This is a genomic window from Saccharothrix algeriensis, assembly GCF_016907655.1.
GTDB lineage: Bacteria > Actinomycetota > Actinomycetes > Mycobacteriales > Pseudonocardiaceae > Actinosynnema > Actinosynnema algeriense.
In genome coordinates this window covers 6,637,114-6,652,460 of the sequence record NZ_JAFBCL010000001.1, presented here as the reverse complement: position 1 = coordinate 6,652,460, position 15,347 = coordinate 6,637,114, and the positions used below count along the sequence as shown (strand labels likewise).

Below are 15,347 nucleotides of genomic sequence, written 5' to 3'. Positions count from 1 at the left end.
GCGGGTCGGTGTGGTGCCGCGGTCAGAGGGCGGGCACGACCATGGGTGTCCCGGTGACCGGGTCGGGGACGACGACGCTGGGCAGGTCGAAGACCTCTTTGAGCAGGGCCGCGTCCACGACGTCGGCGGGCGCGCCCTCGGCGACGACCCGGCCCTCCTTCATGGCCACCAGGTGGTCGGCGTAGCGGCACGCCTGGTTGATGTCGTGCAGCACGGCGATGACGGTGCGGCCCTCGTCGCGCAGGTCCGCCAGCAGCGACAGCAGCTGGTACTGGTGGGTGATGTCGAGGAACGAGGTGGGCTCGTCCAGCAGCAGGTAGGGCGTGTCCTGGGCGAGGACGACGGCGATCCACGCGCGCTGCCGCTGCCCGCCGGACAGCTCCTGGGCGGGCCGGTCGGCCAGGTCCACGACGCCCGCGGCGACCATCGCGCGGGTGACGGCGGCCTCGTCGCGCTCCGACCAGGTGGACAGCAGCGACTGGTGCGGGAACCGGCCGCGCGCGACGAGCTGCCGCACGCGGATGTCCTCGGGGACGACGGGGTCCTGCGGCAGGAACCCCAGCGAGCGGGCGAGCACCTTGGTGGGGAAGGCGCCCACGTCGCGCCCGTCGAGCCGCACACCGCCCTCGGCGGGGCGCAGCAGCCGGACGAACGCCCGCAGCAGGGTGGACTTGCCGCACGCGTTGGGGCCCACGATGGCGGTGAACGCGCCGTCGGGGACGTCGAGGGTGAGACCGGTCGACACGACGCGGTCGCCGTAGCGCAGCGTCAGGCCCCGGGCGGTCAGTCGGGTCATCGTCGCCGCACCTCCTTGGTGAGCAGCCAGATCAGGTAGCAGCCGCCGATGGCCGTGCTGACCACACCGACGGGGAGGGGCACCGGCGCGAGCAGCAGCTGCGCGAGCAGGTCGGCGCCCTGCAGCAGCACGGCCCCGGTGAGCGCGGCGGGCAGCAGCGGCACGCCGGGCGAGCGCGCCAGGCGTCGCCCGATCTGCGGCGCGGCGAGCGCGATGAACGCGATCGGCCCGGCGACCGCCGTGACGGCCGCGGTGAGGCCCACGCCGATGAGCACCAGGTGCAGGCGCAGCCGCTGCACGCCCACGCCGGTCGTGACGGCCAGCGACGTGCCCAGCGCGTCCTGGTGCAGCGCGTGCGAGCACGCCGCCGCCAGCGCCAGCAGCACCGCGATGAGGCCGAACGGCAGGCGCACGTCGGCCCAGTCGACGCCGTTGAGCGAGCCCGCGCTCCAGCCGACCGCCGCGATGGCGATCTCCAGCTCGGCGCGCAGCACGATCCACGAGTTGAGGGCGGTGAGCATCGCGTTGACCGCGATGCCGATCACGACCAGCCGCAGCCCGGACAGGCCGCCGCCCAGCGACAGCAGGTACACCGCCAGCGCGGCCAGCGCGCCGCCGACCACCGAGCCGGTGGCCAGCTGCGCGGAGGTGCCCGACAGCACCGTGATCGCGACCAGCGCCCCGGTGTAGGCGCCGGCGTCCAGGCCGATGACGTCGGGGCTGCCCATGGGGTTGCGGGTGATGTTCTGGAAGATCGCGCCCGCCACGCCCAGCGCCGCGCCGAACACCAGGCCCGCCAGGACGCGCGGCAGCCGCCAGTCGCGGATGACGACGCCGCCCCGGCCGCCGGTCAGGGCGTCGAACACCTTGGCCGGGCTGGCCCAGGTCGCCCCGTGGCACAGGCCCAGCAGCGCCAGCCCGGCGATGACCAGCAGCAGCACGCCGGTCAGCACCAGGGTGCGGCGTTCGACGCGGACCGACACCGGGCCGCCCCGCAGGACCACGGCGGCGCTCATGCCGGCACCGCCCCGTAGCGGCGGGCCGCCCAGATCAGCACCGGGCCGCCCAGGAACGCGGTCACGATCGCGACCGGCACCTCGCCGGTGGGCAGCAGCACCCGCGATCCCACGTCGGCCACCAGCAGCAGCACCGGCCCGAGCACGGCGGCGAAGCCGATCAGCCAGGGCACCGACGCGCCGGCCAGCCGCCGCGCCACGTGCGGCACGATCAGGCCGACGAACAGGATCGGCCCGGCGACGGCGGTGGCCGCGCCGGCCAGCACGGTGATCAGCACCAGCGAGGCCAGCCGCACCCGGGCCACGTTCGCGCCCAGGGCGTGGGCCACGGTGTCGCCCAGGGCGACGGCGTCGAGCTGGCGGCTCAGCAGCAGCGCGCACACCAGCGCGACGGCGATCACCAGCAGCGGCACGGCGTTGGGCGCCTGCTCGCGGCCGGCCAGCGACCCGACCGACCAGAAGCGGTACTTGTCGAACACGTCGGGCAGCACCAGCCGCAGCCCCAGCGTCACGCCCGTCAGGACGGCGCTGAGCGCCACGCCGGTCAGCACCAGGCGCAGCGGCGAGCGCCGCCCGACGGAGTACACCAGCAGCGTGGCCAGCACCGCGCCGACCACGGCCAGCAGCAGCTCGCCCACCGGCGAGGCGGCCAGGCCGAGCGCCGAGCCCGCGGCCATCGCGAACCCGGCGCCCGCGGTGACGCCGAGCACGCCCGGCTCGGCCAGCGGGTTGCGCGAGAGGACCTGGATCAGCACGCCGGACACGGCCAGCGCGGCGCCCGCGCCCACGGCCAGCACGGCGCGGGGCACGCGGATGTCGCGCACCACCACGTGGTCGCTGGAGCCGTCGTGGTCCAGCAGCGCCCGCACGACCTCCACGGGCGCGATGGCGTGGGCGCCGACACCGACGCCCACCACCGCGACCGCGACCAGCAGGACCAGCGCGCCGGCCAGCAGCGCGACCCGCTTGCCGGTCACTTCGCCAGCAGCGGCGCGAACGCCTCGTCGACGGAGTCCAGCGTCTTCATAGCGGCGCGGTAGGTCGCCGCCTCGGTGTAGCGGAAGGCGAAGGTCTTGCCTGCCTTGACGGCGGGCAGGTTCTTCCACAGCTCGGAGTCCAGGACGTACTGCACGGCCGCGGGCACGGTGCCGTCGGCGCTGACGGAGTAGGAGATGGCGTCGGCCTCGGCGAACGCCGCGGTCAGCTCCTCGATCGACGGGTACTCGCTGACGTCCTTGGAGCCGCCGCCCTTGACCTTGACCTGGCCGTAGTAGTTCGCGCCGGCGTCCTGGGCGATGTTGGTGCCCCAGGAGCCGTTGAACTCGCGCTGGAAGTTGCCCTTGGCGACCTCGCCGTAGGCGCCCACGTGGCCGAGCTTGAGCTGGGGCAGCACGTCGGCGTACTTCTTCGCGATGCCCTCGGCCTTGGCCTGGTACTCGCCGCGGGTGGCGTCGAACGACGACAGCGCGCCGGCGGCGTCGGCCTGCTTGCGGGACAGGTCGCGCCACATCGAGGGCACCGACGGGCCGATGGCGACCACCGGCGCGATGTCCTGCAGCCGCTTGAGGTCGATGTCGGCCAGCACCGGCTTGGGCACGCCGATGACGATCAGGTCGGGCTCGGCCTGGGCGATGGCCTCGTAGTTGGTCTCGGCGGCCGACTCGCCCGCCACCTTGGGCAGCTCCTCGTACTGCTTGCGGTCGTCGTCGGTCATCAGCGGGATGCCGCGCTTCCACGTGGAGACGCCGACCAGCGGCGCGTCGGACTCCAGCAGGGCGGGCACGGCGTAGCCGGTGGCCACGACGCGCTTGGGCGCCACCGGGATGGTGATGTCGCCGTTGTCGGCGGTGAAGACGCGGGTCTGCGACTCGGCGGGGGCCTGAGCCTGGTCCGCGTCGCCCGAACCGCAGCCGGCGACCACGGCGAGGGCGAGTGCCGCGGCGGCGGCGAGGGACGTTCTGGCGATGGACATCGGTGTTCCTCGGGGGTTCTGCGATCAAAAGGGGGTCTAGGGGTGGTCGTGGTCGTCGTCGTAGTCGGCGACGCCGCGCTTCCAGTAGCCGGTGATGTCGTGGTCGGCCCGGTCCAGGCCGAGGTCGTCGCGCACCCAGCGGCGCAGCGGTTTGATCGCGCCGGCCTCGCCGGCGACCCACACGTAGAGGCGTTCGCCCTCGGCGGCCTTGACGGTGGCGCGGACGGCGTCGGCCAGGGCGGTGCCCGTGCCGGGCGGCGTGGCGCCGCGGTGCAGCCAGGTCACCTCGAAGCCGGTCGGCACGTCCAGCGGGATCTCCTCGGCTCCGTCGGCGACCTCGACGAACGCCCAGCCGGCCGCGTCGCGCGGCAGCTCCTCCAGCCACCGGGCGATCGCGGGCAGCGCGGTGAGGTCGCCGGCGAGCACGTAGCGGTCGTAGTCGTGCGGCACGATCAGCCCGCCGGGCGGGCCGGCGACGTGCACCGGCTGGCCGACCGCGGCGGTGCGGGCCCAGTCCGAGCCCAGGCCGCCGGGGTGCAGCGCCACGTCCAGATCCAGCTCCCCGGTCACCGGGTCGTAGCGGCGCACGGTGTACTCGCGGGAGGTCGGCGAGGGCCGCGGCCAGCGCAGCAGCGCGCCGTCGGGCTCGGGCAGCCGCAGCGTCCCGTCCGGGTCCGGGAAGATCACCTTGACGTGCTCGTCGGGCGCGTGGGCCTCGAAGCCCTCGGTGCCGGGGCCGCCGAGGGTGACCCGCAGCAGCCCGGCGCCGACCATGGCCGTGCGCACGACCTCGGCGCGGCGGATGCGGATGGGGTAGCCGACCTTCTCCGGTGCCCGGCCCGCCCGCACCTCGGCGATGCGCTCGTGGTGGCGACCGCGGTGGTCCGCGCGGGTCATCGGCGCGCCCCCGTCACCAGGGCCGTCCAGTGGCCCAGCTCCGGGCGCTCGGCGAGGTCGGCGAACTCCAGGTCGGTCGCGCCGGCGGCGCGCCACCGCTCGACCAGGCTCATGATCCGCATCGAGTCCAGGCCGAGGTCGAGCAGGTCGGCCCCGGGGTCGATGCCGGCCGGGTCGCAGCCGAGCAGCTCGGCGACCTCGGCGCGGATCTGCTCGGCGGTGGGGGTGGTGCTCATCGGGTGGCTCCCGCGGTGATCGGCGCCGACAGCGCGGCGAGCGCGTCGGCGGTGGTGGTGACCGCGCCGCAGCGCTGGGCGACGTACTCGCACGCCTGGTCGTGGCGTTCCCGGGAGAAGTCGGCGACGGCGTCGCTGACCAGGAACGGGCGGATGTCGCGCATGAACGCCTCGACCGCGGTGGCCTGGCAGCCGATGTGCGCGTAGACGCCGGTGATCAGCAGCTGGTCGCGGCCCAGCGCGGCGAGCTGGTCGGCGAACGTGCTGCGCTGGAAGGCGCTGTAGCGCCACTTGACCAGCACGGTGTCGCCGGGCTCGGGCGCGAGGTCGGGCACGACGTCCGCGGCGCGCGGGTCGTCGTCGATGACCGCGCCGATGCCCGGCCCCCAGAACTCGGTGAGCAGGCCGCGGTCGGCCGCGTCCTGCCGGCCGGGCTGGGCGGTGTAGAACACCGGCACGCCGCGGTCGCGGGCCGCCGCGACCAGGGCGGCGATGTTGGCGGTCATCTCGGGGATCGGCGTGCCCTGGTAGGGCGCGAGGAAGTAGCGCTGCGCGTCGTGCACCAGCAGCGCCGCGCGGCCCGGGTCGGGTCGCCAGTCCACGCGGCCGGGCGGCAGCTCGGCCGCCGTCGGCAGCGGGTAGGGCTTGATAGTGGGCAGGGACACCGCTCATCCCCTCTCGGCGAGCGCCGCCAGGGCGGCCCGCAGTTCGCGTTTGCTGGTCTTGCCGACGCCGGTCACCGGGAACTCGGCGACCACCTGCACCAGGTCGGGCACCTTGAACGCCGCCACGCCGCGGTCGCGGACGAAGCGGCGCAGCTGCGCCGGGGTGGGTGCGGCGCCTTCGGCGGGCACGACGTAGGCGCACGTGCGCTCGCCGAGGTACTGGTCGGGCACGGCGACGACGGCCGCGTCGAGCACGTCGGGGTGGGCCATCAGGTGGTTCTCCACCTCTTCGGCGGCCACCTTCTCCCCGCCCCGGTTGATCTGCTCCTTGGCGCGGCCGACGACCTCCAGGTGCCCGGTCGGGGTCCGCCGCACCAGGTCGCCGGTGCGGTAGAAGCCGTCGGGGGTGAAGGCGACCCGGTTGTGCTCCTCGGCCCGGTAGTAGCCGCGGATGGTGTACGGGCCGCGGGTGAGCAGCGCGCCGACCTCGCCGGGCGGCACCTCGGCGTCGGAGCCGGAGGCCGGGTCGACCGGGTCGACCACGCGGATCTCGTCGTCGGGGGAGATCGGGCGGCCCTGCGTGCCCAGCACGACCTCGTCCGGGTCGTCCAGGCGGGTGTAGCAGACCAGGCCCTCGGCCATGCCGAAGACCTGCTGCAGCCGGCAGCCCAGGGCGGGCCCGATGCGCTCGGCCAGCTCCCGCCCGCACTTCGCGCCGCCCACCAGCAGGACCTCCAGGGTGGACAGGTCGCGGGTGGTGCGCGCGGCGGCCTGCACCCAGGCGGCGGCCAGGGGCGGCACGACGCCGCTGATCGTGACGCCCTCCTGCTCGATGAGCCGGAAGGCGGTGTCCGCGTCGGGCCGGGGCGCCAGGACGGTCTTCGCGCCCGCGTGCAGCGCGCCGAGCACGCCGGGCGAGCTGAGCGGGTAGTTGTGCGCGGCGGGCAGCGCGGCCAGGTAGACGCTGTCCGGGCGCAGGGCGCAGATGCGGGCGCTCTCCCGGACGCTGTAGAGGTAGTCGTCGTGGGTGCGCGGGATCAGCTTGGGCAGGCCGGTGCTGCCGCCGGAGAGCTGGAGGAACGCCACGCCCCCCGGGTCGGGGTCGGGCAGCTCGCGCGGCGCGGTGGCCACCAGGTCGGCCCACTCGGGCGAGCCGACCACCAGCACCTCGCGCACCGAGGACACGTCGTCCGCGACGGCGCGCGCCGTGCCGGCGTGGTCGTGGCGCTCGTGGTGGTCGACGGTGAGGATCGCGACGGCCTCGCTCTGCGCGGCGAAGTGCCGCAGCTCGCTGTCGCGGTGGGCGGGCAGCGCGAACACCGGCAGCGCGCCCGCGCGCCACAGCCCGAACACGGCGGGGACGAACTCCGGCACGTTGGGCAGCTGCACCACGACCCGGTCGCCGGGCCGCACGCCGGACCCGGCGAGCCCGGCGGCGATGCGGTGGGCGCGGTCGTCCAGCTCGGCGTAGGTCCACCGCGCGCCCTCGCCCACCACGGCCGTGCGCCCGGCGTGGGCGGCGGCCAGCGAGGTCAGCAGCGCGCCGAAGGTCTGCCCGCGCCAGTGGCCGGCCGCGCGGTAGCGGGCGGCGAAGTCGGGCGGGAAGGGCACGTGGTCGCTCACGCGGCGCCCTCCAGGTCCAGGGCTCGCAGCAGCGTGCGGAACTTGGCGCTGGTCTCGGCCAGCTCGGCCGCCGGGTCCGAGCCCAGGACGATGCCGGCGCCGGCGAACAGCCGCACGGTCCGGTCGCAGACCTCGGCGCTGCGGATGGTGACGACCCACTCGCCGTCGCCGCGCGCGTCGGTCCAGCCGACCAGGCCGGCGTAGTAGCCGCGGTCGACCGGTTCCAGGGCCGCGATGGCGTCGCGGGCGCGGCCGACGGGCACCCCGCACACCGCCGGGGTCGGGTGCAGGGCCTCGGCCAGCGCGAGGGCGGACGAGCCGGGGTCGGCCGGGTCGGCCAGCCGGCCGGTGATCCGGGTGGACAGGTGCCACATGGTGGGGGTGCCGATCACGACCGGCTCGGCGGGGGCGTCCAGCTCGGCGCAGAACCGGCCGAGGACCTCGGCGACCTGCGCGGAGACGTGGGCGTGCTCGGCGCGGTCCTTCTCCGAGGCCAGCAGCGCGGCCACGCGGCGGCGGTTCTCGGCCTCGTCGGCCACCCGCGGCAGGGAGCCGGCCAGCGGGTTGGCGACCACGGTGTCGCCGCGGCGGGAGACCAGCAGCTCGGGGCTCGCGCCGACCAGCGTGCGCGAGGCCGGGTCGCCGGGCGCGCTGACGTCGACGGCGAAGGCGTGCGCGGCCGGGTCGGCGTGCACCAGGCGGGCCAGCAGGGCCGGCACCGGGACCGGCGCGTCGGCGGTCAGGTCCAGGCAGCGGGCCAGCACGACCTTGCTCAGGGCGCCGTCGCCGATCAGGTCCAGGGCCCGGCGCACGGCGTCGGCGTAGGAGTCGGGTTCGGGGCGCGGTGCGACGTCCCAGGCGCGGGCGAACGGCGCGGGCGCCCCGGCGGCGGCGGTCGGCGCCCCCGCGCGGCGCACCACGGCGGGCACGACGAGGCTCGCCTCGGCGTCCGGGCGGAAGCCGATCGCGCCGACGACCACCGGGTCCGCCACGCCGGTGGCGGCGTCCAGCGCTTCGGCCGCGTCCAGCGCCCGGCTGCCGTGCCGGTCGCCCACGGTCGCGTGCACGCCGTCGGCGAGCAGCGAGCCGCGCGCCGAGGAGTAGTAGAACGACCCCGGCAGGTAGGCGGCCAGCAGGTCCGCTGCCCGGTGCACGGGCCGCGGTCGCGCCAGAGCAGGTGGAAGCACGGCGTGATCCCCTTTCGTGGCAAGGAAGAGCGGTCTAGGCCGCGCGAGTGCACGCCCGGCGGCTGTCCTACCGCCGGGCGCGGGCTCTCATATTTGGTAAGGCTAACCTAATTTGACCATGCCGGGAAGGCACGATTGCGTCGCGAAGATCACGCGCGCGGCATCGCGCTCCCGTCCGCGAGCAGGGCTCGCACGACACCGCGCCGCCGGCCCGGAGCCGCGGGCACGTCGCCGGGGCGGTCCGGGAGGGCGGTGCGGGGGGAACGGGTCGCCGCCGGGCCGCCGGACCCGGTGTGGCCGACTCCCGCTCGACCGGCTCCCGCGCGGTCCGCTCGGGTGTGGCCGACTCCCGCGCGAGCGCCGCGGGGCGGACGCCGCGCGGTGGCGGGGTGCGCGGTGGCGGGGTGCGCGGTGGCGGGGTGCGCGGTGGCGGGGTGCGCGGTGGCGGGGTGCGCGGTGGCATCAGAGCCGAGGTGTGCGGCGGGGCCCGCGCAGAGGCCCGCGTCGGTGGAGCCGGCCGGCGCGGCGTGACGCACCGCGACCCGGCCCACGATTCCGGTATCCCCCACCCGCATGACCCCACCCTCGACTTAGGTAAGCCTATCTAAATAGGCCGGTGCGAGGGGTGTCAACCGAACGACTTCGTGCTCACCCCGGAAAGACGCACCCTTCGCACGGGAGACCGCACCTGTCGACCGCGCGGCCGCTCGGCCGCCGGGAGCGGCGGCAGGCGGGGCGCCCGGCGAGGATTTGCCATTCCGGCAAATGGCGTTGCCAAGACCGGCCTCGCACTCGCATGGTGGTCGCGGAGGTGGTCGTCATGACAGATCAGCTGGACGACGGGTGCGACGTCGTGGTGGTCGGCGGCGGGGCCGCGGGGTTGAGCGGGGCGTTGATGCTGGCCCGCGCCCGCCGGTCGGTGGTGGTGGTCGACGCGGGCGCGCCGCGCAACGCCCCGGCCACCGGCGTGCACGGGCTGCTGGCGCGCGAGGGGGTGTCGCCGGCCGAGCTGCTGGCGCGCGGCCGGGAGGAGGTCCGCGGCTACGGCGGCCGGCTGGTGGCCGGCGAGGTGTCCGCCGTGGCGCGCGAGGGCGACGGGTTCGCCGTGGCGCTGGCCGACGGGCGGTCGGTCCGCGCGCGCCGGCTGCTGGTGACCACCGGCCTGGTGGACCGGCTGCCCGACGTGCCGGGGCTGCGCGCCCGGTGGGGCCGCGACGTGCTGCACTGCCCGTACTGCCACGGCTGGGAGGTCCGCGACCGGGCCATCGGCGTGCTGGCCGACGGGCCGATGGCGGTGCACCAGGCGCTGCTGTTCCGCCAGTGGAGCGACGACGTCACCCTGTTCGCGCACACCGCGCCCGCGCCGACCGGCGAGCAGGCCGAGCGGCTGGCCGCCCGCGGCATCGCCGTGGTCGAGGGCGAGGTGACCTCCCTGGTGGTCGAGCGGGACCGCCTGGTCGGGCTGCGGCTGGCCGACGGCTCCGCGGTCGCCCGCGAGGCGCTGGCGGTCGCGCCGCGGGTGGAGGCGCGCGCAGGCTTCCTGGCGGCGCTCGGGCTGCCGGTGGCCGAGCACCCGTCGGGCCTGGGCGAGCACGTCCCCGCCGACCCGACCGGCCGCACCGGCGTGCCCGGCGTGTGGGTCGCCGGCAACGTCACCGACCCGGCCGCGCAGGTGGGCGCCGCCGCGGCGGCCGGCGCCACCGCCGCCGCGCGGATCAACGCGGACCTCGTGGAGGAGGACACGCTCCGGGCGGTCGCGGCCTACCGCAACCCGTTCTCGGCCGCGGCGGAGTCCCGGCTGTGCGAACTGGTGATGGGCAACCGCCGCCACGGGCTGTGACCCGGAGCGGCGGGCGGCTGCGTCCCGCGCCGACCGGTGGCGCGGGACCCCCACCGGTCGGTGACCGCGCCCACCGGAGGGCGCGGGTGCGGTCGGCGGGCGCCACCGGACCGGGGTGAGCCGCCGGGTGGGCGGAGCGCCGGGTGAGCCGCCGGGTGGGCGGGGCACCCCGGTGGACGGGCACCGGGGGTTGCCGGTGGCGGGCGGGGGCGCCGGGCGGACCGGCCGGCGCGGGTCGCAGCGGTCGACCCGGTCGTGGGCGAAGATCATCCTTCCGATATCTCGACCGGGCGCGGCGCCGGTGGCAGGTTCGCCGCATGGCACACGGGAACGCCCTGCGCGAGGCCGTCGGGACCACCGGGACGACGCCGGTGATCGGGGTCTTCGACATGCTGTCGGCCACGATCGCCGCCCGGCACTACGACGCGCTGTTCGTCTCCGGCCTGGGCCTGGCCGCCTCCCGGTACGGCCTGCCCGACATCGGGTTCGTCGCCTGGCCGGACGTGGTGTCCTTCGTGCAGCGGCTGCGGCTGGCCTTCCCGCGCCACCACCTGCTGGTCGACATCGACGACGGCTACGTCGACGTCGAGGTCGCCCGGCACGTGGTGCGCGCCCTGGAGCAGGTGGGCGCGTCCGGCGTGGTGCTGGAGGACCAGCGCCGCCCGCGCCGCTGCGGGCACGTGGCGGGCAAGCAGGTCCTGCCGGTGGCGGAGTACCTGGCCAAGCTCGACGCGGTCCTGGACGCCCGCGCCGACCTGTTCGTGGTGGCCCGCACCGACGCCACGGACCCCGCCGAGATGGTCGAGCGCGCCGCCGCGTTCGCCCGCACCGACGCCGACGCCGTGCTGGTGGACGGCATCCCGTCGACCGCGCTGCTGCGCCGGGTGGCCGCGGCGGCCGCGCCCACGCCGCTGGTGTTCAACCAGATCGCGGGCGGGCGCTCCCCCGCGCTGTCGCTGGGCGAGCTGGCCGGGCTGGGCGTGGACGTGGCGATCTACAGCACGCCGTGCCTGTTCGCCGCCCACCGGGCCGTGGACGACGCCCTGACCCGCCTGCGCGAGGCCGACGGCCGCCTGCCCGAGGACTCGATCGGCGTGGCCGACTCGCAGTCGCTGCTGCGGCACAACCTGGACGTGCCCGCGCCGCGCGGCGGCGCCGTGCCCGCGCACGACTGATCCCCGCGCCGCCGTGCCCGGGAAGACCGCGCGGGACTGGCGCGGGTGGTTGGGCCACCGCTGCGCGGGAAGCCTCGGGGGGTGCCGAGTGGAGGAGCCTGCCGTGGACGGTGAGATCGAACTCGAGGTGGACGGGCGCGCCCGGCGGCTGCGGGTGGACAACCGGACGACGCTGCTGGACGCGCTGCGCGAGCGGCTGGGCGTGACCTCGCCCAAGAAGGGCTGCGACCACGGCCAGTGCGGTTCCTGCACGGTCCTGCTGGACGGCCGGCGGGCGGTGACCTGCCTGGCCCTGGCCGTGGCGCACGACGGCGCGACCGTCACCACGGCCGACGGGCTCGCCGCCGGCGGCGAGCCGCACCCGGTGCAGGAGGCGTTCCTGGAGCACGACGCGTTCCAGTGCGGGTTCTGCACGCCGGGCCAGGTGTGCTCGGCGGTCGGCGCGCTGGCCGAGGCGCGCGCCGGGCACCCCAGCCACGTCACACCCGACCTCACCGGCCCGGTCGAGCTGTCCGACGCGGAGATCCGCGAGCGGATGAGCGGCAACCTGTGCCGGTGCGGCGCCTACGTCAACATCGTGGCCGCGGTGCGGGACGGTGCGCGGTGATCCCGTTCGACTACCGGCGGGCCACCGACGCCCGGGACGCCGTCACCGCCGTGCGGGACCGGGAGGGCGCGGTGTTCCTGGCGGGCGGCACCAACCTGGTCGACCGGATGAAGCTGGGCGTGGCCGCGCCGCGGGCGCTGGTCGACGTCAGCCGCCTGCCGCTGGACGAGGTGGAGGCCCTGCCCGGCGGCGGGCTGCGGATCGGCGCGACGGTGCGCAACAGCGACCTGGCCGCCCACCCGGCGGTCCGGAGCGACTACCCGGTGCTGGCGCGGGCGCTGCTGTCGGGCGCGTCCGGGCAGCTGCGCACCCTCGCCACCACCGGCGGCAACCTGCTGCAGCGCACCCGGTGCCCGTACTTCCAGGACCTGTCCACGCCGTGCAACAAGCGGGACCCGGGCGCCGGGTGCTCCGCGCTGGGCGGCCACACCCGCAACCACGCCATCCTGGGCGCGTCGGACCACTGCGTCGCCACCCACCCGTCGGACATGGCGGTGGCGATGGCCGCGCTGGACGCCGAGGTGCGGGTGCTGGGCCCGGACGGCCCGCGCACCCTCCCGCTGACCGGGCTGCACCGGCTGCCCGGCGGCGAGCCGCACCGCGACACCGTGCTGTCGCCCGCCGAGCTGATCACCGCCGTGGACCTGCCGCCGCTGCCCGCCGGCACGCGGTCGCTGTACCGGAAGGTGCGCGACCGGGCCTCGTTCTCCTTCGCCCTGGTGTCGGTCGCGGCGGTGCTGCGGGTCGCCGACGGCGTGGTGCGCGACGTGCGCGTCGCGCTCGGCGGCGTGGCGCACAAGCCGTGGCGGGCGCGGCTGGCCGAGGACGCGCTGCGCGGCGGCCCCGCGACCGAGGAGGCGTTCCGGCACGCCGCCGAGGCCGAGCTCGCCGACGCCGAACCACTGCCGGGCAACGCCTTCAAGGTGCCGCTGGCGCGCAACGCGGTGGTGTCCGCGCTGCGCGCGCTGAGCCGGGAGGACCGATGACCGAACCGCTGCGGACCCGCGAGCTGGGCCGGTCGCCGCGCCGGGTCGACGGGCCGGCCAAGGTCCGCGGCGCCGCGCCGTACGCGGGCGACCAGCCGGTGACCGACCCCGCCTACGCCTGGCTGGTGCAGGCCGAGGTGGCGCGCGGCCGGGTGCGGGAGGTCGACACCGGGGCGGCGACCGCGCTGGACGGGGTGCTGACCGCGCTGACCCCCGACAACGCGCCGCGCCTGACCTCCGACGAGGACCCGGAGCTGGCCGCCCTGCAGTCGCACGAGGTGTCCTTCCGCGGGCAGGTGGTGGCCCTGGTCGTGGCCCGCACGCCCGAGACCGCCCGCCACGCCGCGGCCCTGGTGCGCGTCGCGGTCGACCCGCTGCCCCACGACGTGCGCCTGTCCGCCGACCGCCCCGACCTGTACGCGCCGGAGCAGGTCAACGGCGGGTCCGACACCGACACCGCGAAGGGCGACTTCGACCGGGCGTTCGCCGAGGCGGCCACGACGCTGGACCGCACCTACAGCACCGCCTGGTACAACAACAACCCGATGGAACCGCACACCACCACGGCGGTGTGGTCGGACGACGACGGGCTGGTGCTCTACGAGTCCACGCAGGGCGTGCACACCACCCGCGAATCCGTGGCCACGACGCTCGGCCTGCCACCGGACCGGGTGCGCGTGATCTCCCCGCACGTCGGCGGCGGCTTCGGCTCCAAGGGCACCGCCCACGTCCACGCCATCCTCGCCGCGATGGCCGCCCGCGCGCTGCCCGGCACACCGGTGAAGCTGGCCCTGACCCGGCAGCAGATGTTCTCCCTGGTCGGCTACCGGACGCCGACGATCCAGCGGGTGCGCCTGGGCTGCGCCGCCGACGGCCGGCTGACCGCCCTCGCGGTCGACGCGGTCGCCCAGACCTCCCGGCTCAAGGAGTTCGCCGAGCAGACCGCCGTGCCCAGCCGCACCATGTACGCCGCGCCGCACCGCCGCACCACGCACCGGCTGGCCCGGCTCGACGTCCCCGTGCCCGCGTGGATGCGCGCGCCCGGCGAGTGCCCCGGCATGTTCGGGCCGGAGGTCGCGGTGGACGAGCTGGCCGCCGCCTTGGGCCTGGACCCGGTGGAGTTCCGCCTGCGCAACGAACCCGACGTCGAACCGGAGTCGGGCAGGCCGTTCTCCACCCGGAACCTGGTGGCGTGCCTGCGCGAGGGCGCCCGCCGCTTCGGCTGGTGGGACCGCGACCCGACCCCCGGCGCGCGCGAGGAGGACGGCTGGCTGGTGGGCACCGGGGTGGCGGCCTCCACCTACCCCGTCAACCGGTCGCCGGGCTCGGCGGCCACCGTCCGGTGCACCGCGCCGGGCCGCTACCGGGTCGAGATCGGCGCGGCCGACCTGGGCACCGGCACCTGGACGGCGCTGGCCCAGATCGCCGCCGACGCGCTGGGCGCGGACTTCGCCGACGTCGACCTGCGCATCGGCGACACCGCGCTGCCCGCGGCGTCGGTGGCGGGCGGCTCCTCGGGCATCACCTCGTGGGGCTCGACCGTGGTGGCCGCCGCCCGCGCCTTCCGCGCGCGGTTCGGCGACCACCCCGCCGCGGGCGACGAGGCCGGCGCCGGGATGCCCGACCCCCCGACCACCGCCGACCTCGCGATGCACGCCTTCGGCGCCCAGTTCGCCGAGGTCCGGATCAGCGCCGACACCGGCGAGGTGCGGGTGCCGCGCCTGCTGGGCGTGTTCGCCGTCGGCCGCGTGGTCAACCCGCGCCTGGCCCGCTCGCAGCTCGTCGGCGGCATGACCATGGGCCTGTCCATGGCGCTGCACGAGCACAGCCTGCTCGACGAGCGCTTCGGGCACGTCGTCAACCACGACCTCGCCGAGTACCACATCGCCACCAACAGCGACGTCCCGCACGTCGAGGCGCACTGGGTGGACGAGCACGACCCGCACACCAACCCCATGGGCACCAAGGGCGTCGGCGAGATCGGCATCGTCGGCACCGCCGCCGCGATCGCCAACGCGGCCCACCACGCCACCGGCGTCCGCGTCCGAGACCTCCCGCTGACCCTGGACCACTTCCTGCGGTGACCGGCCCCCGCCCACCGGGCGGGGGCCGGTCACCGGCTCGCCGGCGGTCGGGCTCATCAGCGGTCGGGCGGGCCGGCTCCGGCGGCCAAGCGGGCTTCAGCCGCCAATCGGGCTCCGGCGGCCAAGCGGGCTTCAGCCGCCAATCGGGCTCCGGCGGCCAAGCGGGCTTCAGTGGCCAAGCGGGCTTCGGCGGCGGCCCGCTCGGCCTCGCGGCGGAACTGCTCGACGATGGCGTACGCGGTCTCGTGGTGCACGGTGGTCCC

Annotated in this window: 15 protein-coding genes; 5 read left to right on the top strand and 10 right to left on the bottom strand. The window is 76.4% G+C overall.

The window, feature by feature from the left end:
* Positions 1-22: 22 nt before the first annotated feature.
* Genes JOE68_RS29715 through JOE68_RS29675 form a run of 9 tightly spaced genes read right to left on the bottom strand, consistent with a single transcriptional unit; the run spans position 23 to position 8,392 of the window.
* On the bottom strand, positions 23-796 hold the full coding sequence (locus tag JOE68_RS29715) for an ABC transporter ATP-binding protein (RefSeq protein ID WP_204845678.1): 774 nt from the start codon (positions 794-796) through the stop codon (positions 23-25).
* Complete coding sequence (locus tag JOE68_RS29710; RefSeq protein WP_204845677.1) at positions 793-1,812, bottom strand: FecCD family ABC transporter permease; 1,020 nt, start codon at positions 1,810-1,812, stop codon at positions 793-795. The genes JOE68_RS29715 and JOE68_RS29710 overlap by 4 nt, the downstream gene beginning before the upstream one ends.
* Positions 1,809-2,789, bottom strand: coding sequence for a FecCD family ABC transporter permease (locus JOE68_RS29705; RefSeq protein ID WP_204845676.1), 981 nt, complete (start codon positions 2,787-2,789; stop codon positions 1,809-1,811). Before JOE68_RS29705 ends, JOE68_RS29710 begins: the two co-directional genes overlap by 4 nt.
* Positions 2,786-3,784, bottom strand: a complete 999-nt coding sequence (locus JOE68_RS29700; protein ID WP_204845675.1) for an ABC transporter substrate-binding protein — start codon at positions 3,782-3,784, stop codon at positions 2,786-2,788. The genes JOE68_RS29705 and JOE68_RS29700 overlap by 4 nt, the downstream gene beginning before the upstream one ends.
* Positions 3,785-3,820: 36 nt before the next feature.
* Positions 3,821-4,681 carry a siderophore-interacting protein gene (locus JOE68_RS29695; protein WP_204845674.1) on the bottom strand — a complete coding sequence of 287 codons (861 nt, stop codon included), beginning with the start codon at positions 4,679-4,681 and terminating at the stop codon, positions 3,821-3,823.
* Positions 4,678-4,917, bottom strand: coding sequence for a phosphopantetheine-binding protein (locus JOE68_RS29690; protein ID WP_204845673.1), 240 nt, complete (start codon positions 4,915-4,917; stop codon positions 4,678-4,680). Before JOE68_RS29690 ends, JOE68_RS29695 begins: the two co-directional genes overlap by 4 nt.
* Complete coding sequence (locus JOE68_RS29685) at positions 4,914-5,582, bottom strand: isochorismatase family protein (protein ID WP_204845672.1); 669 nt, start codon at positions 5,580-5,582, stop codon at positions 4,914-4,916. Before JOE68_RS29685 ends, JOE68_RS29690 begins: the two co-directional genes overlap by 4 nt.
* 3 nt (positions 5,583-5,585) lie before the next feature.
* Entirely contained in the window at positions 5,586-7,205 is a 1,620-nt protein-coding gene (locus JOE68_RS29680) for a (2,3-dihydroxybenzoyl)adenylate synthase (protein ID WP_204845671.1), read from the bottom strand.
* The gene (locus JOE68_RS29675) at positions 7,202-8,392 is read right to left on the bottom strand and encodes an isochorismate synthase (protein ID WP_204845670.1); all 1,191 of its coding nucleotides are present in this window, start codon (positions 8,390-8,392) and stop codon (positions 7,202-7,204) included. Before JOE68_RS29675 ends, JOE68_RS29680 begins: the two co-directional genes overlap by 4 nt.
* 820 nt (positions 8,393-9,212) lie before the next feature.
* On the opposite strand from JOE68_RS29675, the gene JOE68_RS29670 reads away from it, so the two are divergent.
* The 5 genes from JOE68_RS29670 to JOE68_RS29650 all read left to right on the top strand — a co-directional run bounded on the left by JOE68_RS29670 (position 9,213) and on the right by JOE68_RS29650 (position 15,084).
* Positions 9,213-10,232, top strand: a complete 1,020-nt coding sequence (locus JOE68_RS29670) for an NAD(P)/FAD-dependent oxidoreductase (RefSeq protein WP_239562397.1) — start codon at positions 9,213-9,215, stop codon at positions 10,230-10,232.
* 317 nt (positions 10,233-10,549) lie between these two features.
* Complete coding sequence (locus JOE68_RS29665) at positions 10,550-11,407, top strand: isocitrate lyase/PEP mutase family protein (RefSeq protein ID WP_204845668.1); 858 nt, start codon at positions 10,550-10,552, stop codon at positions 11,405-11,407.
* A gap of 103 nt (positions 11,408-11,510) precedes the next feature.
* A complete protein-coding gene (locus tag JOE68_RS29660; protein ID WP_204845667.1) occupies positions 11,511-12,014 on the top strand; it encodes a 2Fe-2S iron-sulfur cluster-binding protein in 504 nt (167 codons plus the stop codon).
* Positions 12,011-13,000, top strand: a complete 990-nt coding sequence (locus JOE68_RS29655) for an FAD binding domain-containing protein (protein ID WP_204845666.1) — start codon at positions 12,011-12,013, stop codon at positions 12,998-13,000. Before JOE68_RS29660 ends, JOE68_RS29655 begins: the two co-directional genes overlap by 4 nt.
* A complete protein-coding gene (locus JOE68_RS29650) occupies positions 12,997-15,084 on the top strand; it encodes a xanthine dehydrogenase family protein molybdopterin-binding subunit (protein WP_204845665.1) in 2,088 nt (695 codons plus the stop codon). Before JOE68_RS29655 ends, JOE68_RS29650 begins: the two co-directional genes overlap by 4 nt.
* Positions 15,085-15,140: 56 nt before the next feature.
* Here the strand turns inward: JOE68_RS29650 and JOE68_RS29645 are convergent, their stop codons facing one another.
* On the bottom strand, positions 15,141-15,338 hold the full coding sequence (locus JOE68_RS29645) for a hypothetical protein (RefSeq protein WP_204845664.1): 198 nt from the start codon (positions 15,336-15,338) through the stop codon (positions 15,141-15,143).
* Positions 15,339-15,347 lie beyond the last annotated feature (9 nt).

What these genes read in the sequence shown, in the direction of transcription:
- JOE68_RS29715 (WP_204845678.1), bottom strand. Translation starts at nt 796, where the DNA reads ATGACCCGACTGACCGCCCGGGGCCTGACGCTGCGCTACGGCGACCGC.
- JOE68_RS29710 (WP_204845677.1), bottom strand. Translation starts at nt 1,812, where the DNA reads ATGAGCGCCGCCGTGGTCCTGCGGGGCGGCCCGGTGTCGGTCCGCGTC.
- JOE68_RS29700 (WP_204845675.1), bottom strand. Translation starts at nt 3,784, where the DNA reads ATGTCCATCGCCAGAACGTCCCTCGCCGCCGCCGCGGCACTCGCCCTC.
- JOE68_RS29695 (WP_204845674.1), bottom strand. Translation starts at nt 4,681, where the DNA reads ATGACCCGCGCGGACCACCGCGGTCGCCACCACGAGCGCATCGCCGAG.
- JOE68_RS29690 (WP_204845673.1), bottom strand. Translation starts at nt 4,917, where the DNA reads ATGAGCACCACCCCCACCGCCGAGCAGATCCGCGCCGAGGTCGCCGAG.
- JOE68_RS29670 (WP_239562397.1), top strand. Translation starts at nt 9,213, where the DNA reads ATGACAGATCAGCTGGACGACGGGTGCGACGTCGTGGTGGTCGGCGGC.
- JOE68_RS29665 (WP_204845668.1), top strand. Translation starts at nt 10,550, where the DNA reads ATGGCACACGGGAACGCCCTGCGCGAGGCCGTCGGGACCACCGGGACG.
- JOE68_RS29650 (WP_204845665.1), top strand. Translation starts at nt 12,997, where the DNA reads ATGACCGAACCGCTGCGGACCCGCGAGCTGGGCCGGTCGCCGCGCCGG.